Annotated in this window: 17 protein-coding genes and 1 other annotated feature; of the genes, 10 read left to right on the top strand and 7 right to left on the bottom strand. The window is 57.0% G+C overall.

Translation table 11 applies throughout. From position 1 onward, the window contains the following. Positions 1–80: 80 nt before the first annotated feature. Positions 81–1,241, bottom strand: a complete 1,161-nt coding sequence (dacD, locus tag PU683_RS11030) for a serine-type D-Ala-D-Ala carboxypeptidase DacD (protein WP_277171497.1) — start codon at positions 1,239–1,241, stop codon at positions 81–83. Between the two features lie 209 nt (positions 1,242–1,450). Between dacD and sbcB the strand changes: the two genes are divergently transcribed. Further along, positions 1,451–2,875, top strand: coding sequence for an exodeoxyribonuclease I (gene sbcB / locus PU683_RS11025; RefSeq protein ID WP_277171496.1), 1,425 nt, complete (start codon positions 1,451–1,453; stop codon positions 2,873–2,875). Positions 2,876–2,909: 34 nt separating this feature from the next. On the opposite strand, the gene tsuB is transcribed toward sbcB, so the two are convergent. The 4 genes from tsuB to PU683_RS11005 form a co-directional block, all read right to left on the bottom strand. Then, positions 2,910–3,137: a thiosulfate utilization sulfurtransferase TsuB/YeeD gene (gene tsuB, locus PU683_RS11020; protein ID WP_023479141.1), complete on the bottom strand. Its 228-nt coding sequence runs from the start codon at positions 3,135–3,137 to the stop codon at positions 2,910–2,912. A 16-nt stretch (positions 3,138–3,153) separates the two neighbouring features. Then, a complete protein-coding gene (gene tsuA / locus PU683_RS11015) occupies positions 3,154–4,209 on the bottom strand; it encodes a thiosulfate utilization transporter TsuA/YeeE (protein ID WP_277171495.1) in 1,056 nt (351 codons plus the stop codon). Between the two features lie 172 nt (positions 4,210–4,381). Further along, entirely contained in the window at positions 4,382–5,743 is a 1,362-nt protein-coding gene (locus PU683_RS11010) for an APC family permease (protein WP_277171494.1), read from the bottom strand. A gap of 338 nt (positions 5,744–6,081) precedes the next feature. After that, positions 6,082–6,906 carry an SDR family oxidoreductase gene (locus PU683_RS11005; RefSeq protein ID WP_277171493.1) on the bottom strand — a complete coding sequence of 275 codons (825 nt, stop codon included), beginning with the start codon at positions 6,904–6,906 and terminating at the stop codon, positions 6,082–6,084. Between the two features lie 175 nt (positions 6,907–7,081). On the opposite strand from PU683_RS11005, the gene hisL reads away from it, so the two are divergent. The 9 genes from hisL (at position 7,082) to hisIE (ending at position 14,332) form a co-directional block, all read left to right on the top strand. Next, positions 7,082–7,132: a his operon leader peptide gene (gene hisL / locus PU683_RS11000; protein WP_124971351.1), complete on the top strand. Its 51-nt coding sequence runs from the start codon at positions 7,082–7,084 to the stop codon at positions 7,130–7,132. After that, positions 7,108–7,229 (top strand) — a sequence feature (His leader region). It overlaps the preceding gene by 25 nt. A gap of 35 nt (positions 7,230–7,264) precedes the next feature. Continuing rightward, positions 7,265–8,164, top strand: a complete 900-nt coding sequence (gene hisG, locus PU683_RS10995) for an ATP phosphoribosyltransferase (RefSeq protein WP_023479108.1) — start codon at positions 7,265–7,267, stop codon at positions 8,162–8,164. Between the two features lie 51 nt (positions 8,165–8,215). Then, positions 8,216–9,520, top strand: a complete 1,305-nt coding sequence (gene hisD, locus PU683_RS10990) for a histidinol dehydrogenase (protein WP_277171492.1) — start codon at positions 8,216–8,218, stop codon at positions 9,518–9,520. Next, positions 9,517–10,578, top strand: coding sequence for a histidinol-phosphate transaminase (gene hisC / locus PU683_RS10985; protein WP_277171491.1), 1,062 nt, complete (start codon positions 9,517–9,519; stop codon positions 10,576–10,578). Before hisD ends, hisC begins: the two co-directional genes overlap by 4 nt. Next, positions 10,575–11,642 carry a bifunctional histidinol-phosphatase/imidazoleglycerol-phosphate dehydratase HisB gene (gene hisB / locus PU683_RS10980; protein ID WP_277171490.1) on the top strand — a complete coding sequence of 356 codons (1,068 nt, stop codon included), beginning with the start codon at positions 10,575–10,577 and terminating at the stop codon, positions 11,640–11,642. Before hisC ends, hisB begins: the two co-directional genes overlap by 4 nt. After that, positions 11,642–12,232 (top strand): imidazole glycerol phosphate synthase subunit HisH, encoded by a 591-nt coding sequence (hisH, locus tag PU683_RS10975; protein ID WP_277171489.1) that lies wholly within the window; start codon positions 11,642–11,644, stop codon positions 12,230–12,232. The genes hisB and hisH overlap by 1 nt, the downstream gene beginning before the upstream one ends. Then, positions 12,232–12,969 (top strand): 1-(5-phosphoribosyl)-5-[(5-phosphoribosylamino)methylideneamino]imidazole-4-carboxamide isomerase, encoded by a 738-nt coding sequence (gene hisA, locus PU683_RS10970; RefSeq protein ID WP_277171488.1) that lies wholly within the window; start codon positions 12,232–12,234, stop codon positions 12,967–12,969. Before hisH ends, hisA begins: the two co-directional genes overlap by 1 nt. Next, positions 12,951–13,727: an imidazole glycerol phosphate synthase subunit HisF gene (gene hisF / locus PU683_RS10965; protein ID WP_277171487.1), complete on the top strand. Its 777-nt coding sequence runs from the start codon at positions 12,951–12,953 to the stop codon at positions 13,725–13,727. The genes hisA and hisF overlap by 19 nt, the downstream gene beginning before the upstream one ends. Further along, complete coding sequence (gene hisIE / locus PU683_RS10960) at positions 13,721–14,332, top strand: bifunctional phosphoribosyl-AMP cyclohydrolase/phosphoribosyl-ATP diphosphatase HisIE (RefSeq protein ID WP_277171486.1); 612 nt, start codon at positions 13,721–13,723, stop codon at positions 14,330–14,332. The genes hisF and hisIE overlap by 7 nt, the downstream gene beginning before the upstream one ends. Positions 14,333–14,374: 42 nt before the next feature. Here the strand turns inward: hisIE and wzzB are convergent, their stop codons facing one another. Beyond that, positions 14,375–15,358, bottom strand: coding sequence for an LPS O-antigen chain length determinant protein WzzB (gene wzzB, locus PU683_RS10955; RefSeq protein WP_277171485.1), 984 nt, complete (start codon positions 15,356–15,358; stop codon positions 14,375–14,377). A gap of 217 nt (positions 15,359–15,575) precedes the next feature. Further along, positions 15,576–16,742 carry a UDP-glucose 6-dehydrogenase gene (ugd, locus tag PU683_RS10950; RefSeq protein ID WP_277171484.1) on the bottom strand — a complete coding sequence of 389 codons (1,167 nt, stop codon included), beginning with the start codon at positions 16,740–16,742 and terminating at the stop codon, positions 15,576–15,578. Positions 16,743–16,801: the final 59 nt, after the last annotated feature.

The following is a 16,801-nucleotide window of genomic DNA, read 5'->3' as shown; positions in this document are numbered from 1 at the left end:
TACCCGGCGACCATCCGGCTTGCCGCACGCGTCAATTATGCGAGCAGACTCGCAAGCCTGCCACTCTGCCCGCACGCTGGTCACCCTTTGTGGTGCAGGTAGTCGCTCAGACGGGAGAAGAGCCCACCTTTGCCAACGCTCTCTAGCGTCACCAGCGGCATTTTGGCGATCACTTTATCGCGGTCATACAGCTGGATTTCACCGACGCGCTGATGCGCGGCAAGGGGCGCTTCTAGTTCTTTGCTGTCCAGCACATATTTGGCTTTGATGTTTTGCAGTTCCGCTTTCGGCAGCACCAGCCAGCGATCCTCATCGGTGCCGACGGCAATCTGCTCTTTATCGCCATACCAGACGCGTTCGCTGCCCACTTTTTTACCGTTACGCAGGATCTCAACCGTATCGAAGTTCTGCTGGCCCCAGTGCAGCAGCTTGCGCGCCTGCTCTTCGCGCCCTTTCGGGCTGTCCGCCCCCATGATCACCGCAATCAAACGCCGCTGACCATCCACACTTGAGGCGATCAGGTTAAAACCAGCGCCAGAGGTGTGGCCCGTCTTCAGCCCATCGACATTCAGGCTTTTGTCCCATAAAAGGCCATTGCGGTTCTGCTGCGTGATGCCATTCCACGTCAGGCTCTTTTCGCTGTACATGTGATAGAAATCCGGCTCGCCGTGAATAATGGCGCGAGATAACACCGCCAGATCGTAGGCCGAGCTGTGCTGCCCCGGCGCATCCAGGCCGTGTACCGTTTCAAAGTGGGTATCACGCAGGTTCAGTTTCTGCACATAGTCGTTCATCATTGCCACGAACTGCGGCTCCCCGCCAGCAACGTGATCCGCCAGCGCCACGCAGGCGTCATTGCCGGAATCCACAATCAGCCCGCGACTCAAATCGCGCACGGTCAGACGGTCGCCAGGCTTCAGGAACATAAGTGACGAGCCGGCAAACACCGGGTTGCCCTGCGCCCAGGCATCTTTGCCAACCGTCACAACATCATCGGCACTGATGCGATGGCTATCAATCGCGCGATCGACGACATAGCCGGTCATCAATTTCGTCAGACTCGCCGGATTACGCTGCTGATGCTCATGCCCCGCAGTTAAGATTTGCCCGGTTGTGTAGTCCATCAACACCCATGATCCGGCCTGCACTGCCGGGGGTTGAGGGGCAAATGGGAGGTCGTCGGCCTGAGCGCAATGGACGCTCACCGCCAACAATGAAGCAGCAAACAAACGGCGTTTCAATGAAATATCCTCAATACTTCGGAAAGGGGCGTCCTTTGTACGGAACTTCGTGTGTCGTTACCTGGCAAAATTGCAAAGAAATGTGACATAAATCATTTTTAAGCCCCTGTTTTTGCGTGTTACGCCGTAAGCTGGCACGGTTTTTCTTCGGCACACGGGCGACGATGGTTTACCATAGTCGGCATACTTTCTGACAGGATGAGCTTCTGGTGTCTGATTCCCCGGCTACCCCGACATTTCTTTTTCATGATTACGAGACCTTCGGAACCAGCCCCGCGCTGGATCGCCCGGCGCAATTCGCCGCGCTGCGCACCGATGCCGATTTCACGACTCTCGGCGAGCCGGAAGTCTTCTACTGCAAACCCGCCGATGACTATCTTCCCCAGCCTGAAGCGGTGCTGATCACCGGGATTACCCCGCAGGTGGCACGCGCCAGAGGTGAAAACGAAGCGGCATTTGCGAAACGTATTCACGCCCTCTTCACGGTGCCAAATACTTGCGTGGTGGGCTACAACAACGTCCGTTTTGATGATGAAGTGACGCGTAATATTTTTTACCGCAACTTCTACGATCCCTATGCCTGGAGCTGGCAAAACCATAACTCGCGCTGGGATCTGCTGGACGTAATGCGTGCCTGCTACGCCCTGCGCCCGGAGGGGATCAACTGGCCGGAGAATGAAGAGGGGCTGCCCAGTTTCCGCCTTGAACACCTCACCAAAGCCAACGGCATTGAACACAGTAACGCCCACGACGCGATGGCGGATGTCTATGCCACCATCGCCATGGCGCAGCTGGTGAAAGCGAAGCAGCCGAAGCTGTTTGCCTATCTCTATAGCCATCGCAGCAAGCAGAAGCTGGCGACCTTAATTGATGTGTCGCAGATGAAACCGCTGGTGCATGTCTCTGGCATGTTTGGCGCGGCGCGCGGCAATACCAGTTGGGTTGCGCCGCTGGCGTGGCACCCGGAAAACCGCAACGCGGTGATTATGGTTGATCTGGCAGGCGATATGTCGCCGCTGCTGGAGCTGGATGCCGATGCGCTGCGTGAGCGCCTCTATACGCCGAAGAGCGAGCTGGGGGATGCTGCTGCGGTGCCGGTTAAGCTGGTGCATCTTAACAAGTGCCCGGTGCTGGCGCAGGCCAATACGTTGCGGCCAGAGGATGCCGAGCGGCTCGGCATCGACCGCCAGCGCTGTCTCGATAATTTACAGATCCTGCGTGACCACCCGCAGGTGCGCGAAAAAGTGCTGGCACTCTTCGCCGAAGCGGAGCCGTTTGTACCGTCGGAGAATGTCGACGCGCAGATCTACAACGGCTTTTTCAGCGATGCCGATCGCGCTGCAATGAAGATCCTGCTGGAGACCGAGCCGCGCAACCTGCCCGCGCTGGATATCACCTTTGCCGACGGGCGCATTGAGAAGCTGCTGTTTAACTACCGGGCGCGCAACTTCCCCGGCACGCTCGATGAAGAGGAGCAGCAGCGCTGGCTGGCGCATCGCCGCGAGATCTTCACGCCGGAATTTTTACAACGCTATGCCGAAGAGTTGCAGGCGCTGTTCCAGCAGTATGAAGGGGACAGTGAAAAACAGGCGCTGTTGAAAGCGCTGTGGCAGTACGCCGAAGAGATTGTCTGAACGTTGCCCTCCCGTGCGCGGGAGGGCCTGCGGCTTACGCCTTCTGGACGGTGATGCTCCAGGCGGCATCACCCACCTGCTGGTAATCCGTAATGGTGTGCCCCTCTTCTGCCGCCCACTGGGGAATCGCTTCCGTCGCCTGGGTGCAGTCGAACTCAATCACCAGTTCATCGCCGCTGTGCATCTCTGCCAGCGCCGCTTTTGCTTCAATCAGTGGGAACGGGCATACCTGGGTTACCACATCGAGTTTTTTAACCGCCATAACAGCTCCTGTTTATTTAAGCCACAGCCGCGGCAAGCTTCGCTTTGCGCTGCGGACGAACATATAAAAACCATGACGCGGTCCATACGCCAAAGATCATAAATACCAGACCGATCCAACCCTGCCAGGTCATCATCGCCGTCATCACCAGACCATTACCGATGGAGCAGCCGCCGGCCATGCTGGCACCGACGCCCATCAACAGCCCGCCGAAGCCGCTGCGCAGCGTGGTTTGCGCATCGGCGGCGCGTACGCGGAACTCGCGGCTGGCTTTCGCGGCAATCAGCGATCCGAGGAAGATCCCCAGCACCAGGAAGACGCCCCAGTTCAGCACTTTGCTCTGGCCTGCCACCAAAAATTGCAGAATGTTGGCGGTCGGCGAGGTGATGCCGAGACCAAACATGCGCCCGGTAGCTTCGCTCAGCGGCCACGCCAGCAGCGCAATCAGCCCGATAAGCACGGCGGTGACAAACGGATGCCAGCGCTTCTCAAACAGAATGTGCGCAAGGCCGGTTCTGCGCGGCGGCAACGAGGCCACTTTCAGCTTCGGTTTACGCAGCTCTTTCGCAACCACCCACAGGGTTACCGCCACCAGCAAAACAATTAACGGCCAGACGGAGAAGCCAAAGGTCTCGGCGATCGAGTTGTGTTCGGTGCTGTAGGTTTTCAACAGCTGGTTGAGGCCCGCCGCGTTCGGCGAGCGCATCACCGCACTCATCACCATATAGGTGAAGAGCGCAATCCAGCTGCCGATCAACCCCTCCCCGGCGCGATACCAGGTTCCGGTTGCACAGCCGCCGGCGTAGACGATGCCGAGCCCAAAAATATAGCCGCCCACCACCGTGCCAAGCCACGGGAAAGCGCCTGCGTCATACTGCACCACACCCGCCTGAATCAGGGCGAAAACCCCCACGCTCTGAATAGCAATCGCGATCAGCAGGGCGTAAAACATACGGTTATTTTTCGCGATATACATATCGCGAAAGCCGCCAGTGAGGCAGAAACGGCCCCGCTGCATCACAAAGCCGAGCAGCGCGCCGCAGATCAATCCACTTACAATCATTGAGAACATAACGGTGTAAACGTCCGGAAAAACAAGATCGCAAATTATTCACAAGCGGGCGGACGGGAACCAATAACAAAATGGTCTAGCATAGGGTGTTTGGTTATTAGCAGCTGGCGGAAGGGCGAAGGCAAAAAAAACCGGAGGCGTGGCCTCCGGTTCTGTTATCTCTGAACAGATCTTACTGGGTAATATCTTCGTACTGCGGCACCGGGTTACGGAAGCTGCGGGTCACGCAGGCGAGGTAAACCAGACCAATACCGCCCCAGATGAGGCCCAGCACCATCGAGCTCTCTTCGAGGTTGACCCACAGCGCACCCACTGTCAGCGCGCCGCAGACCGGCAGCACCAGGTAGTTGAAGTGGTCTTTCAGCGTTTTGTTACGCTTCTCGCGGATCCAGAACTGGGAGATCACCGACAGGTTAACGAAGGTGAAGGCCACCAGCGCACCGAAGTTGATCAGCGCCGTCGCGGTGACCAGATCGAAGTTAATCGCCAGCAGCGCAATCGCGCCAACCAGCAGCACGTTCCACGCCGGAGTGCGCCATTTCGGGTGCACATAGCCGAAGAAACGGGTCGGGAAAACGCCGTCGCGGCCCATGACGTACATCAGACGGGAGACGCCTGCGTGTGCCGCCATACCGGATGCCAGTACGGTGACGCTTGAGAAAATCAGCACGCCCCACTGGAAGGTTTTGCCCGCAACGTAGAGCATGATCTCCGGCTGCGACGCGTCCGGATCTTTAAAGCGCGAGATATCCGGGAAGTAGAGCTGCAGGAAGTAGGACGCAACGATAAAGACCACGCCGCCCAGCAGTGCGGTGAGGAAGATTGCGCGAGGAATCACGCGCTCAGCGTCTTTGGTCTCTTCAGAAAGAGAAGAGATGCCGTCGAAGCCGAGGAACGAGAAGCAGAGGATCGTCGCACCGGTGATCATCGGCACCACGTGCGCCCCTTCGGACCAGAACGGACGGGTGCTGGTCAGCGTACCTGCGCCTTCGCCATGCGAGACACCGTAGATGATAAGCCCGACGATGACGGCAACGATGCCCATCTGCAGGATCACGATCAGGGTGTTGAAGTTCGCCACGGTCTTAATGCTGCGCAGGTTGGAGATGGTCATAAAGGCCACCAGCGCCACCACGAACAGCCACGACGGAACAGAAGGCACCAGCGCTTCAAAGTAAATTTTCGCCAGCAGAATGTTGATCATCGGCATGAACAGGTAGTCCAGCAGCGATGACCAGCCGACCATAAAGCCCACGGCCGGGGAGATAGATTTCTGCGCATAGGTATAGGCGGAGCCCGCCGACGGGAAGCGGCGCACCAGTTTACCGTAGCTCAGGGCAGTAAAGAGAATAGCGACCAGGGCAAACGCGTAGGCGGTTGCCACGTGACCATCGGTCAGGCCGGAGACGATACCGAACGTATCGAACAGCGTCATCGGCTGCATATAGGCAAGGCCCATCATTACAACCGGAATCAGCGTAAGGGTCTTACGCAATTCCACGCGAGAGGTTTTTGGAGTAACGTTATGCGACATGGCTATCCTCCAGAACGGCGGCCGCCGTCGCAAATGCAAAATATTGCCCCATTTGTGTTCTTTCCTCAGCGACAACGACTGTCGGTTTTTAAATGTGTATCTATCCGGTACGAAGCCCGGCCTCTTTTATTGAATGACGTTTTGCTTGCAAAAAAATAACCGACGCGTTGAACGTCGGTTAATCTTCTCTTTTTTTGCAGCGGCATATTCTGCACCATGTTGAAGCACAATGACAATAGAATGCAGGCCGCCGCAAAGATTAATGATGTCTAACCGTTTGATTTTTAAACGCCAGCATGATCATTAATCCTTCTAATAGCATTTTTTGCTAAAAAGCTCTACTCCAGAGGCATCTGCATGGGATCGGGGTAGAGATATTCAAAGCCTAGTTCATAACAGATGCGGCTGCCATCCACCACTTTGCCGCGCTTTTCCGCCGGCGAATCGGTAAAGTTTGGCGCTGGCAGACCCAGCTTACGCGCCATCGCCGGATAGAAAGTTTCGCGCGTCGGATGCGCGGGCGCGCAGATATTATAAATGTGCCCGCCTTTCGGCGATTGCAGCAGCAGCGTAATAGCGGCAATCACATCTTCGAGATGCACCAGGTTAACGCCAAGCTGACCGTCCGGCGCGGTTTTACCGGCGAAGAAGCGCCCCGGATGGCGAGCGGGCCCGACTAATCCGGCCAGACGTAAAATATCGACCTGCGTACCCGGTAAATTGTGCAGCCAGTCCTCCAGCTCCTTCAACACGCGCCCGCTGGCGGTCACTGGCTGCCGCGGCGTACTCTCTTTAACGATACCAGGCGCATCGCCATACACCGAGGTAGAGCTGGTAAAAAGTATGCGCGGAATGCGGTGCGCCAGCGCGCTGTCGACAATCTCCTGCATCGCCTGCAGATAGAACTCCTCGCCGGGGCCGCTGCGACGGGCAGGTAGTGTTATCACCAGCGCGTCGACACTCATCAGCGCATCGAGATCGTCTGCGTCACAGACCAGTTCCGGTTCGAGCCTGAGCAGATAGCTTTCAATACCGCACATGCGCGCCGCCTCGACGCCATCTTCCGTGGTCTTACTGCCAGTCACGTGCCAGCCTCGCGCCATTAATGAGAGCGCCAGCGGCATCCCCAACCAGCCTAATCCGACAATTGCGACTTTTTTCATGCCTCTCCCCTGCTGACAACCTGCGAATAGCATTAGGCTACGCCAGCGCTCTGTCAGTGACAATTCATAGAACGAATATGAAATGATTTAATCATAAAAAAAAGCCCTTGCCTTCAACGCCCAAACTGGTTTACGGTAATTGCCAACATATGAATAAGCATTCATCGAGAATTTTATGAACCGCGTTCCATCTAAACACCACCATCATCACCATCACCCTGACTAGTCTTTCAGGCGATGTGTGCTGGAAGAGAGTCAGATCTTCCAGTGGTGCATGAACGCAAGAGAGCCCCCGGAAGATCGCCTTCCGGGGGCTTTTTTTTGGACAAATTTTAGCAGGATTACAGAGGACAACAGAATGTTAGATAACTCGCGTTTACGCATAGCTATTCAGAAATCCGGCCGTCTTAGTGACGATTCACGCGAACTGCTGGCCCGCTGCGGTATCAAGATCAACCTGCACACCCAGCGCTTAATCGCCCTCGCGGAAAATATGCCGATCGATATTCTGCGTGTCCGCGATGATGATATTCCAGGCCTGGTCATGGATGGTGTGGTCGACCTCGGCATTATTGGCGAGAACGTTTTAGAAGAGGAGCTGTTGACCCGCCGCGCACAGGGCGAAGATCCGCGCTACTTCACCCTGCGCCGCCTCGATTTCGGCGGCTGCCGCCTGTCGCTGGCCACGGCGGTCGATGAAGCCTGGGACGGCCCGCTGTCGCTCAACGGCAAACGCATCGCCACCTCCTACCCTCACCTGCTGAAACGCTACCTCGATCAGAAAGGCGTCTCCTTTAAATCCTGCCTGCTGAATGGCTCGGTCGAAGTCGCCCCGCGTGCCGGTCTGGCGGACGCGATTTGCGATCTCGTCTCTACCGGTGCGACGCTGGAAGCAAACGGCCTGCGCGAAGTCGAGGTGATCTACCGCTCGAAAGCCTGCCTGATCCAGCGCGACGGCGAGATGCCGGAGGCCAAACAGCAGCTGATCGACAAACTGCTGACCCGTATTCAGGGCGTAATCCAGGCACGGGAGTCGAAATACATCATGATGCACGCGCCGAGCGAGCGTCTGGACGAGGTCATCGCCCTGCTGCCGGGTGCTGAACGCCCGACCATTCTGCCGCTTGCGGGCGATCAGCAGCGCGTGGCGATGCACATGGTCAGCAGCGAAACCCTCTTCTGGGAGACCATGGAGAAGCTGAAAGCACTGGGCGCCAGCTCCATCCTGGTACTGCCGATTGAGAAGATGATGGAGTAAGGCCTCGCTGTGTGCGGCCTGCGGTCCCGTTTGCCAGATAAGGAAAAGAGTATGAGCTTTGACACCATCATCGACTGGAACAGCTGTAGTGAAGAGGAGCAGCGCGCCCTGCTGCAGCGCCCGGCGATCTCCGCCTCTGAAAGCATTACCCGTACGGTCGCGGAGATTATTGAAGCAGTGCGCACAGGCGGCGATGACGCCCTGCGCGCCTTTAGCGCGAAGTTCGACAAAAGCCAGGTCGATGCGCTGAAAGTGACCGCGCAACAGATTGAAGAAGCCAGCGCCCGCCTGGGTGACGATATCAAACAGGCAATGGCGGTGGCGGTGAAGAACATCGACACCTTCCATACCGCGCAAATTCTGCCAACCGTGGATGTGGAAACCCTGCCCGGCGTGCGCTGCCAGCAGGTGACCCGGCCGATTGACTCGGTGGGGCTCTATATTCCCGGCGGCTCTGCGCCACTCTTCTCGACGGTGTTAATGCTGGCGACTCCGGCACGCATCGCCGGTTGCCGCAAAGTGGTGCTCTGCTCACCGCCGCCGGTTGCCGATGAGATCCTCTACGCCGCGCAGCTGTGTGGCGTGCAGGCGGTCTATCAGGTCGGCGGCGCGCAGGCGATTGCCGCCCTCGCCCTCGGTACCGAGTCAGTGCCGAAAGTGGATAAGATTTTCGGCCCCGGTAACGCCTTCGTCACAGAAGCTAAACGTCAGGTGAGCCAACGCCTCGATGGCGCGGCAATCGATATGCCGGCTGGCCCCTCTGAAGTGCTGGTGATCGCCGACAGCGGCGCAACGCCGGATTTCGTTGCCTCCGATCTGCTCTCGCAGGCGGAGCACGGCCCCGATTCGCAGGTGATCCTGCTCACCCCAGACAGTGGGATGGCATCACGCGTGGCGCAGGCCGTTGAGCGTCAGCTCGCGGATCTGCCGCGGGCGGAGACGGCACGCCAGGCGCTTGCTGCCAGCCGCCTGATTGTGGCGCGCGACCTGGCGCAGTGCGTTCAGATCTCAAACCAGTATGGCCCGGAGCATCTGATAATTCAGACCCGCGACGCGCGCGCGCTGGTGGAGAGCATTACCAGCGCCGGCTCGGTGTTCCTCGGCGACTGGTCGCCGGAGTCGGCGGGGGATTACGCCTCCGGCACTAACCACGTGCTGCCGACCTATGGCTACACCGCGACCTGCTCCAGCCTGGGGCTGGCAGATTTTCAGAAACGCATGACGGTGCAGGAGCTTTCGCGCGAGGGGTTTGCGCAGCTTGCCAGCACCATTGAGACGCTGGCGGCGGCTGAACGCCTGACCGCGCACAAAAACGCCGTAACCCTGCGCGTCAAGGCGCTGAAGGAGCAAGTATGAGCATTGAAGAGCTGGCGCGTAAAAATGTACGCGAACTGACGCCGTACCAGTCGGCGCGCCGTCTTGGCGGCAAAGGTGATGTCTGGCTGAACGCCAATGAGTTCCCGACCGCAGTCCCGTTCGATTTAACGCAAAACGCACTCAACCGCTACCCGGAGTGCCAGCCGAAAGCGGTGATCGATAACTACGCCGGGTATGCGGGCGTAAAACCGGAGCAGGTGCTGGTGAGCCGCGGCGCTGATGAGGGGATTGAACTGCTGATCCGCGCCTTCTGCGAGCCGGGCCAGGATGCGGTGCTCTTCTGCCCGCCGACCTACGGCATGTACAGCGTCAGTGCGGAAACTTTCGGCGTCGAATATCGCACCGTGCTGGCCCGTGAAAACTGGCAGCTGGATCTGCAGGGCATCGCCGATAAACTGGACGGCGTGAAACTGGTCTACGTCTGCAGCCCCAACAACCCGACCGGGCAGATTATCAACCCGCAGGATCTGCGCAGCCTGCTGGAGATGACCCGCGGTAAAGCGCTGGTTATCGCTGATGAAGCCTATATCGAGTTCTGCCCGCAGGCGACGCTCGCCGGCTGGCTGAGCGAATATCCGCACCTGGTTATTCTGCGCACCTTATCCAAAGCCTTTGCGCTGGCTGGGCTGCGCTGCGGATTCACCCTCGCCAATGAAGAGGTGATCGCCCTGCTGATGAAGGTGATTGCGCCCTACCCGCTCTCCACGCCGGTCGCCGATATTGCCGCGCAGGCGCTGAGCCCGCAGGGCGTGGTGGCGATGCGTGAGCGTGTGGCGCAGATCGTCGCCGAGCGGGCCTACTTAGTGAAGGCATTGCGCGATATTCCCTGCGTTGAGCAGGTGTTCGACTCCGAAACCAACTATATTCTTGTGCGCGTGACCGCCTCGAGCGCGGTGTTTAAATCACTGTGGGATCAGGGCATTATCCTGAGAGACCAGAACAAGCAACCCTCTTTAAGCGGCTGTCTGCGTATCACTATTGGTACCCGTGAAGAGAGCCAGCGCGTCATTGACGCTTTACGTGCGGAGCAAGTATGAGCCAGAAGTACCTCTTTATTGATCGTGACGGAACCCTGATTTCCGAGCCGCCCACCGATTTCCAGGTGGACCGATTTGACAAGCTCGCTTTCGAGCCGCAGGTGATCCCGGTGCTGCTCAAGCTGCAGGCGGCGGGCTATAAGCTGGTGATGATTACCAATCAGGATGGTCTCGGCAGCAGCAGCTTCCCGCAGGCGGATTTTGACGGCCCGCACAATCTGATGATGCAGGTATTTACCTCGCAGGGTGTGGAGTTTGAAGAGGTGCTGATCTGCCCGCACCTGCCGACCGATAACTGCGACTGCCGCAAACCGAAAGTGAAACTGGTCGAGCGCTGGCTGGAAGAAGGCGCGCTGGATCGCGCCAACAGCTATGTGATTGGCGATCGCGCCACCGACATTGAGCTGGCTGACAATATGGCGATTGGCGGCCTGCGCTATAACCGTGAAACCCTCAACTGGGCGATGATTGGCGAGCAGTTGACCCGTCGCGACCGCTACGCGCATGTTGTCCGCAACACCAAAGAGACGCAGATCGAGGTCAAAGTGTGGCTTGACCGCGAAGGCGGCAGCAAGATCAACACCGGCGTCGGCTTCTTCGACCATATGCTCGATCAGATCGCCACCCATGGCGGTTTTCGCATGGAGATTGCGGTAAAAGGCGATCTCTATATCGACGATCACCACACCGTTGAGGATACCGGCCTGGCGCTGGGCGAAGCGCTGAAGCTGGCGCTCGGCGACAAGCGCGGCATTAACCGTTTCGGCTTTGTGCTGCCGATGGATGAGTGCCTGGCGCGCTGCGCAATGGATATCTCCGGCCGCCCGCACCTGGAGTATAAAGCGGAGTTCACCTATCAGCGCGTCGGCGATCTGAGCACTGAAATGGTGGAGCACTTCTTCCGCTCGCTCTCCTACACCATGGCGCTGACCCTGCATCTGAAAACCAAGGGCAAAAACGATCACCACCGTGTTGAGAGCCTGTTTAAAGCCTTTGGCCGTACGTTGCGCCAGGCGATCCGCGTTGAGGGCGATACCCTCCCCTCCTCAAAAGGAGTGCTGTGATGAATGTGGTGATCCTCGATACCGGCTGCGCCAACCTGCACTCGGTGCAGTCCGCCATTACACGCCACGGCTATGAACCGCAGGTCAGTCGCGATCCCGACGTGGTGCTGCGCGCCGATAAACTCTTTCTGCCAGGCGTCGGTACCGCGCAGGCGGCGATGGATCAGCTGCGCGAGCGCGAGCTGATTGAGCTGGTCAAAGCCTGCACGCAGCCGGTGCTGGGTATCTGCCTCGGTATGCAGCTGCTCGGGCGTTTCAGTGAAGAGAATGGCGGCGTTGACCTGCTGGGCATTATTGATGAAGCGGTGCCGAAGATGAACGATGTCGGGCTGCCGCTGCCGCATATGGGCTGGAACCAGGTCTACCCGAAAGCGGGCCATCGCCTCTTCCAGGGCATTGAGGATGGTGCCTACTTCTACTTTGTTCACAGCTACGCAATGCCGGTCAATGCCAGCACCATCGCCCGCTGTGATTATGGCGAGCCGTTTACCGCCGCCGTACAGAGCGACAACTTCTACGGCGTGCAGTTTCACCCGGAGCGCTCCGGGCGCGCGGGCGCGCAGCTGCTGAAAAACTTCCTGGAGATGTGATGATCATTCCCGCTTTAGATTTGATTGATGGCAGCGTAGTGCGCCTGCATCAGGGCGATTACGCCCAGCAGCGCGATTATGGCAGCGATCCGCTGCCGCGCTTGCAGGCGTATGCCGCCGAGGGCGCGCAGTTGTTACACCTCGTCGATTTAACCGGCGCGAAAGATCCGGCGCGCCGCCAGATCCCGCTACTGAAAACGCTGGTGGCAGGCGTCACCGTGCCGGTGCAGGTTGGCGGCGGCGTGCGCAGCGAAGAGGATGTTGCCGCCCTGCTCGACGCGGGCGTGGCGCGGGTGGTGATTGGCTCGACGGCGGTGAAATCGCCCGAGAGGGTTAAACGCTGGTTTACCCGCTTCGGCGCCGACAAGCTGGTGCTGGCACTGGATGTACGCATTGATGAACAGGGCACAAAGCAGGTGGCGATCAGCGGCTGGCAGGAGAACTCCGGCGTGACGCTGGAAGCGCTGGTGGAGACCTATCTTGCCGTTGGTCTGCGCCATGTGCTGTGCACGGATATCTCCCGCGACGGCACGCTGGCAGGCTCGAATGTGTCGCTGTATGAAGAGATCTGCGCCCGCTGGCCGCAGGTAGCGTTTCAATCCTCCGGCGGCATTGGCGACATTAACGATATCGCCGCGCTGCGCGGAACAGGCGTGGGCGGCGTGATTGTCGGCCGTGCGCTGCTGGAAGGTAAATTCACGGTGAAGGAGGCCATTCAATGCTGGCAAAACGGATAATCCCTTGTCTCGATGTGCGTGATGGCCAGGTGGTAAAAGGCGTGCAGTTTCGCAACCACGAAATCATCGGCGACATTGTGCCACTGGCAAAACGCTACGCCGAGGAGGGCGCAGATGAGCTGGTGTTTTACGATATCACCGCCTCCAGCGATGGCCGTGTGGTAGATAAAAGCTGGGTGACGCGCGTGGCGGAGGTGATTGATATCCCCTTCTGCGTCGCGGGTGGTATTAAGTCAGTAGAGGATGCGGCGCAGATCCTCTCCTTCGGCGCGGACAAAATCTCCATTAACTCGCCGGCGCTGGCGGAGCCTGAGCTGATTACCCGGCTGGCGGATCGCTTCGGCGTGCAGTGCATTGTGGTCGGGATTGATACCTGGTTCGACGCAGCAACCGGCAAATATCACGTTAATCAATATACCGGCGATGAGAGCCGCACACGTGTAACGCAGTGGGAAACGCTCGACTGGGTGCAAGAGGTGCAGAAGCGCGGTGCCGGTGAAATTGTACTGAATATGATGAACCAGGATGGCGTGCGTAATGGCTACGACCTGGAACAGCTGAAGAAAGTGCGCGACGTGTGTAATGTGCCGCTGATCGCCTCCGGCGGTGCCGGCACGATGGAACACTTCCTTGAAGCCTTCCGCGATGCGGATGTCGACGGCGCGCTGGCCGCCTCGGTGTTCCACAAACAGATTATCAATATTGGTGAATTAAAAGCGTACCTGGCAGGCCAGGGCGTGGAGATCAGGGTATGTTAACAGAGCAACAACTCTCCCAACTGGACTGGGAAAAAACCGACGGTCTGCTGCCCGCCGTGGTGCAACACGCGGTCTCCGGCGAAGTGCTGATGCTGGGCTATATGAACCAGGAGGCGCTGGCAAAAACGCTGGAGAGCGGGAAAGTGACCTTCTTCTCGCGCACCAAAGGCCGCCTGTGGACCAAAGGCGAAACCTCCGGGCACTTCCTCAATGTGGTGAAGATCGCCCCTGATTGCGACAACGATACGCTGCTGGTGCTGGTGGATCCGATTGGCCCCACCTGTCACAAAGGCACTTCAAGCTGCTTTGGCGACACCAGCCACCAGTGGCTGTTCCTCTATCAGCTGGAGACGCTGCTGGCAGAGCGTAAAAGCGCCGATCCGGCCAGCTCCTACACCGCCAAACTCTATGCCAGCGGCACGAAGCGTATTGCGCAGAAGGTTGGCGAAGAGGGTGTAGAGACGGCGCTGGCGGCAACGGTAAATGACCGGGAAGAGCTGACTAACGAGGCGTCGGACCTGATGTATCACCTGCTGGTGCTGCTGCAGGATCAACAGCTCGATTTGACGACGGTGATTGAGAACCTGCGCGCGCGGCATCAATAAGCTGTGGGCATAAAAAAACCGGGCACTGCCCGGTTTTTCTTTTTACGCTCGCTGCTTGTAGGCTCGCAGTGCGTTGCGTGTTAGCACAATACCTGCTCCGATGAAACCGCCGAGAAGTACGGACAGAATCATTATCAGCGAACGACGAGGGCTGTCGCGCTGAATCGGTAAGGTGGGTTTCATGACATAACGATAGGCGTGAATATTCTTCGGATCGACTTTAAGCCCCTGTATATCAAGAAGATTCTTTCTGTCACGGTAATATTCATCAGAGAAAGCTAGAGGACGAGAGGACTCATTTTTAATCATCGATTCCAGCGCACTGCTGCCAAGCAGGAACATGGTGTCTTGTGAGACGTTTTCTGTTTGTTGCACCTGTGGCGACTGCAGTTGTGACTCTTTAGCAACAGCAAGCGCCTGAGATATCTGCTTGATCCGCAGATCTTTCTGCTCCTGAGCGACTTTTTCTTGGGTTGAAAGCGACTCAAGCAAGTCAGTAGCGCGGGCTTTGATATTGATATTCAGGTCATCAACCAGCTCTTTAGAGATCTGTTGATCGACTTGCTCAATATACTCTGCAAGTTTTTGCTGCGCCTCTCTGGCTGATGAAGCCTGATAGGTGACTTTTAAGGGTAAATCCTGCCCCTGGACGGCGGGGTCGATGGTCAGTTTTTCTGGTATCTGCTGGTTTTTTAGCGTTTCAACCAACGCGGAAAAGGCGGTATTGAAGCGGGCAATAACACGCTGCTGCGTCCCAGTGGTATCGAATTTAGTATCGTTGCTGAGCACGTTAATGGCGCTGGTGTAACTGGCGATCTGACCCGCATCAGGTGAGCTGACGACGGCGACAGATGTCCACTTCTCCTTTGCCGTTGCGAGATAAACCCCAGCAATAACTATACTAAATAAAATAAAAATGATAACGACCCATTTTCCACGCCAAATTTGCGCTAAAATATCAACCAAATCAATTTGTTCAGCGTCGTTATTCTGTCGGTAGGACAGGTTATTTTTTTCGTGTGTCATAGCCACCCTAAATGAGAAGCATAAAAAAGAGTTATAGAGCACGAGTTTAGCGTTTCGCCTTCTTTTTGCTATAGGAATCGATGTAAATAAATGTTAGCAGGCGTTATTTAAGCCATCAGGCGAGTTTATTTCTGTTATTCCTGGATACGGGGCGATTTTTACCTTTCCCGGTAGAGGATCGACGGCCCATCCGGGCCGTCTTTTGAAGAATCACAGATTAATCATTGTTGAAGAGATCGCGGGTATAGACTTTATCCTCTACGTCTGCCAGTTCGCTCGCCATGCGGTTGGAGACGATCACATCTGCCTCTTGCTTAAACGCTTCGAGATCGCGCACCACGCGCGAGTGGAAAAACTCATCTTCCTGCATCACTGGCTCATAGACGATAACCTGCACGCCCTTCGCTTTAATGCGCTTCATGATGCCCTGAATCGACGACGCACGGAAGTTGTCTGAACCACTCTTCATCACCAGGCGATAGATACCCACCACTTTCGGTTTACGCGCGAGGATAGAGTCAGCAATAAAGTCTTTGCGCGTGCGGTTAGCATCAACGATCGCCGAAATAATGTTATTCGGCACCGACTGATAGTTCGCCAGCAGCTGCTTGGTGTCCTTCGGCAGGCAGTAACCGCCGTAACCAAATGAGGGGTTGTTGTAGTGGTTGCCGATGCGCGGATCAAGGCAGACGCCCTCAATGATTTGACGCGTGTTCAGGCCAAGGCTCTCAGCGTAGCTGTCCAGCTCGTTAAAGTAGGCGACGCGCATTGCCAGATAGGTGTTGGCAAACAGTTTGATCGCTTCTGCTTCGGTGGAGTCCGTAAACAGCACCGGGATATCCTGTTTGATAGCCCCTTCCTGCAGCAGTGCGGCAAAACGTTCGGCGCGTTCTGAACGCTCACCAATCACGATTCGTGAAGGGTGCAGGTTGTCATACAGCGCTCTGCCTTCACGCAGGAATTCTGGCGAGAAAATCACATTATCAATACCCAGCTTCTCTTTAATCGACTGGGTGAAGCCCACGGGAATGGTCGATTTGATGATCATCACTGCCTGGGGGTTGATGGCGTGAACATCACGGATCACCGACTCTACGCTGCTGGTATTGAAGTAGTTGGATTTCGGGTCGTAATCCGTCGGTGTGGCAATAATGACGTAATCAGCGTTGCGGTAAGCGTCATGCTTATCGGTGGTTGCGCGGAAATTGAGCGGCTTATTCTGTAAATACTCCTCAATCTCTTTATCCACGATCGGAGAAATTTTCTCATTAAGCATATCCACTTTGGACTGCACAATATCGAGCGCAACGACCTCATGGTTCTGCGCGATAAGGATCCCGTTTGATAACCCAACGTAACCTGTTCCGGAGATTGTTATTTTCATTCGATAAGCAACTTTTGTCAGTGTATGAAACCGGAGGTAGCGATCCCATCGCCACCGCT

The sequence above is a fragment of the Candidatus Kosakonia sp. 282A-S69 genome, from assembly GCF_029433855.1.
GTDB lineage: Bacteria > Pseudomonadota > Gammaproteobacteria > Enterobacterales > Enterobacteriaceae > Kosakonia > Kosakonia cowanii_A.
This window is presented reverse-complemented; position numbering and strand designations above follow the sequence as displayed.

Coding starts and splice junctions, on each gene's coding strand:
- hisG (WP_023479108.1), top strand. CDS start 7,265: ATGTTAGATAACTCGCGTTTACGCATAGCTATTCAGAAATCCGGCCGT.
- hisH (WP_277171489.1), top strand. CDS start 11,642: ATGAATGTGGTGATCCTCGATACCGGCTGCGCCAACCTGCACTCGGTG.
- hisC (WP_277171491.1), top strand. CDS start 9,517: ATGAGCATTGAAGAGCTGGCGCGTAAAAATGTACGCGAACTGACGCCG.
- hisF (WP_277171487.1), top strand. CDS start 12,951: ATGCTGGCAAAACGGATAATCCCTTGTCTCGATGTGCGTGATGGCCAG.
- wzzB (WP_277171485.1), bottom strand. CDS start 15,358: ATGACACACGAAAAAAATAACCTGTCCTACCGACAGAATAACGACGCT.
- hisD (WP_277171492.1), top strand. CDS start 8,216: ATGAGCTTTGACACCATCATCGACTGGAACAGCTGTAGTGAAGAGGAG.
- PU683_RS11005 (WP_277171493.1), bottom strand. CDS start 6,906: ATGAAAAAAGTCGCAATTGTCGGATTAGGCTGGTTGGGGATGCCGCTG.
- hisA (WP_277171488.1), top strand. CDS start 12,232: ATGATCATTCCCGCTTTAGATTTGATTGATGGCAGCGTAGTGCGCCTG.
- hisB (WP_277171490.1), top strand. CDS start 10,575: ATGAGCCAGAAGTACCTCTTTATTGATCGTGACGGAACCCTGATTTCC.
- PU683_RS11010 (WP_277171494.1), bottom strand. CDS start 5,743: ATGTCGCATAACGTTACTCCAAAAACCTCTCGCGTGGAATTGCGTAAG.
- ugd (WP_277171484.1), bottom strand. CDS start 16,742: ATGAAAATAACAATCTCCGGAACAGGTTACGTTGGGTTATCAAACGGG.
- tsuB (WP_023479141.1), bottom strand. CDS start 3,137: ATGGCGGTTAAAAAACTCGATGTGGTAACCCAGGTATGCCCGTTCCCA.
- tsuA (WP_277171495.1), bottom strand. CDS start 4,209: ATGTTCTCAATGATTGTAAGTGGATTGATCTGCGGCGCGCTGCTCGGC.
- hisIE (WP_277171486.1), top strand. CDS start 13,721: ATGTTAACAGAGCAACAACTCTCCCAACTGGACTGGGAAAAAACCGAC.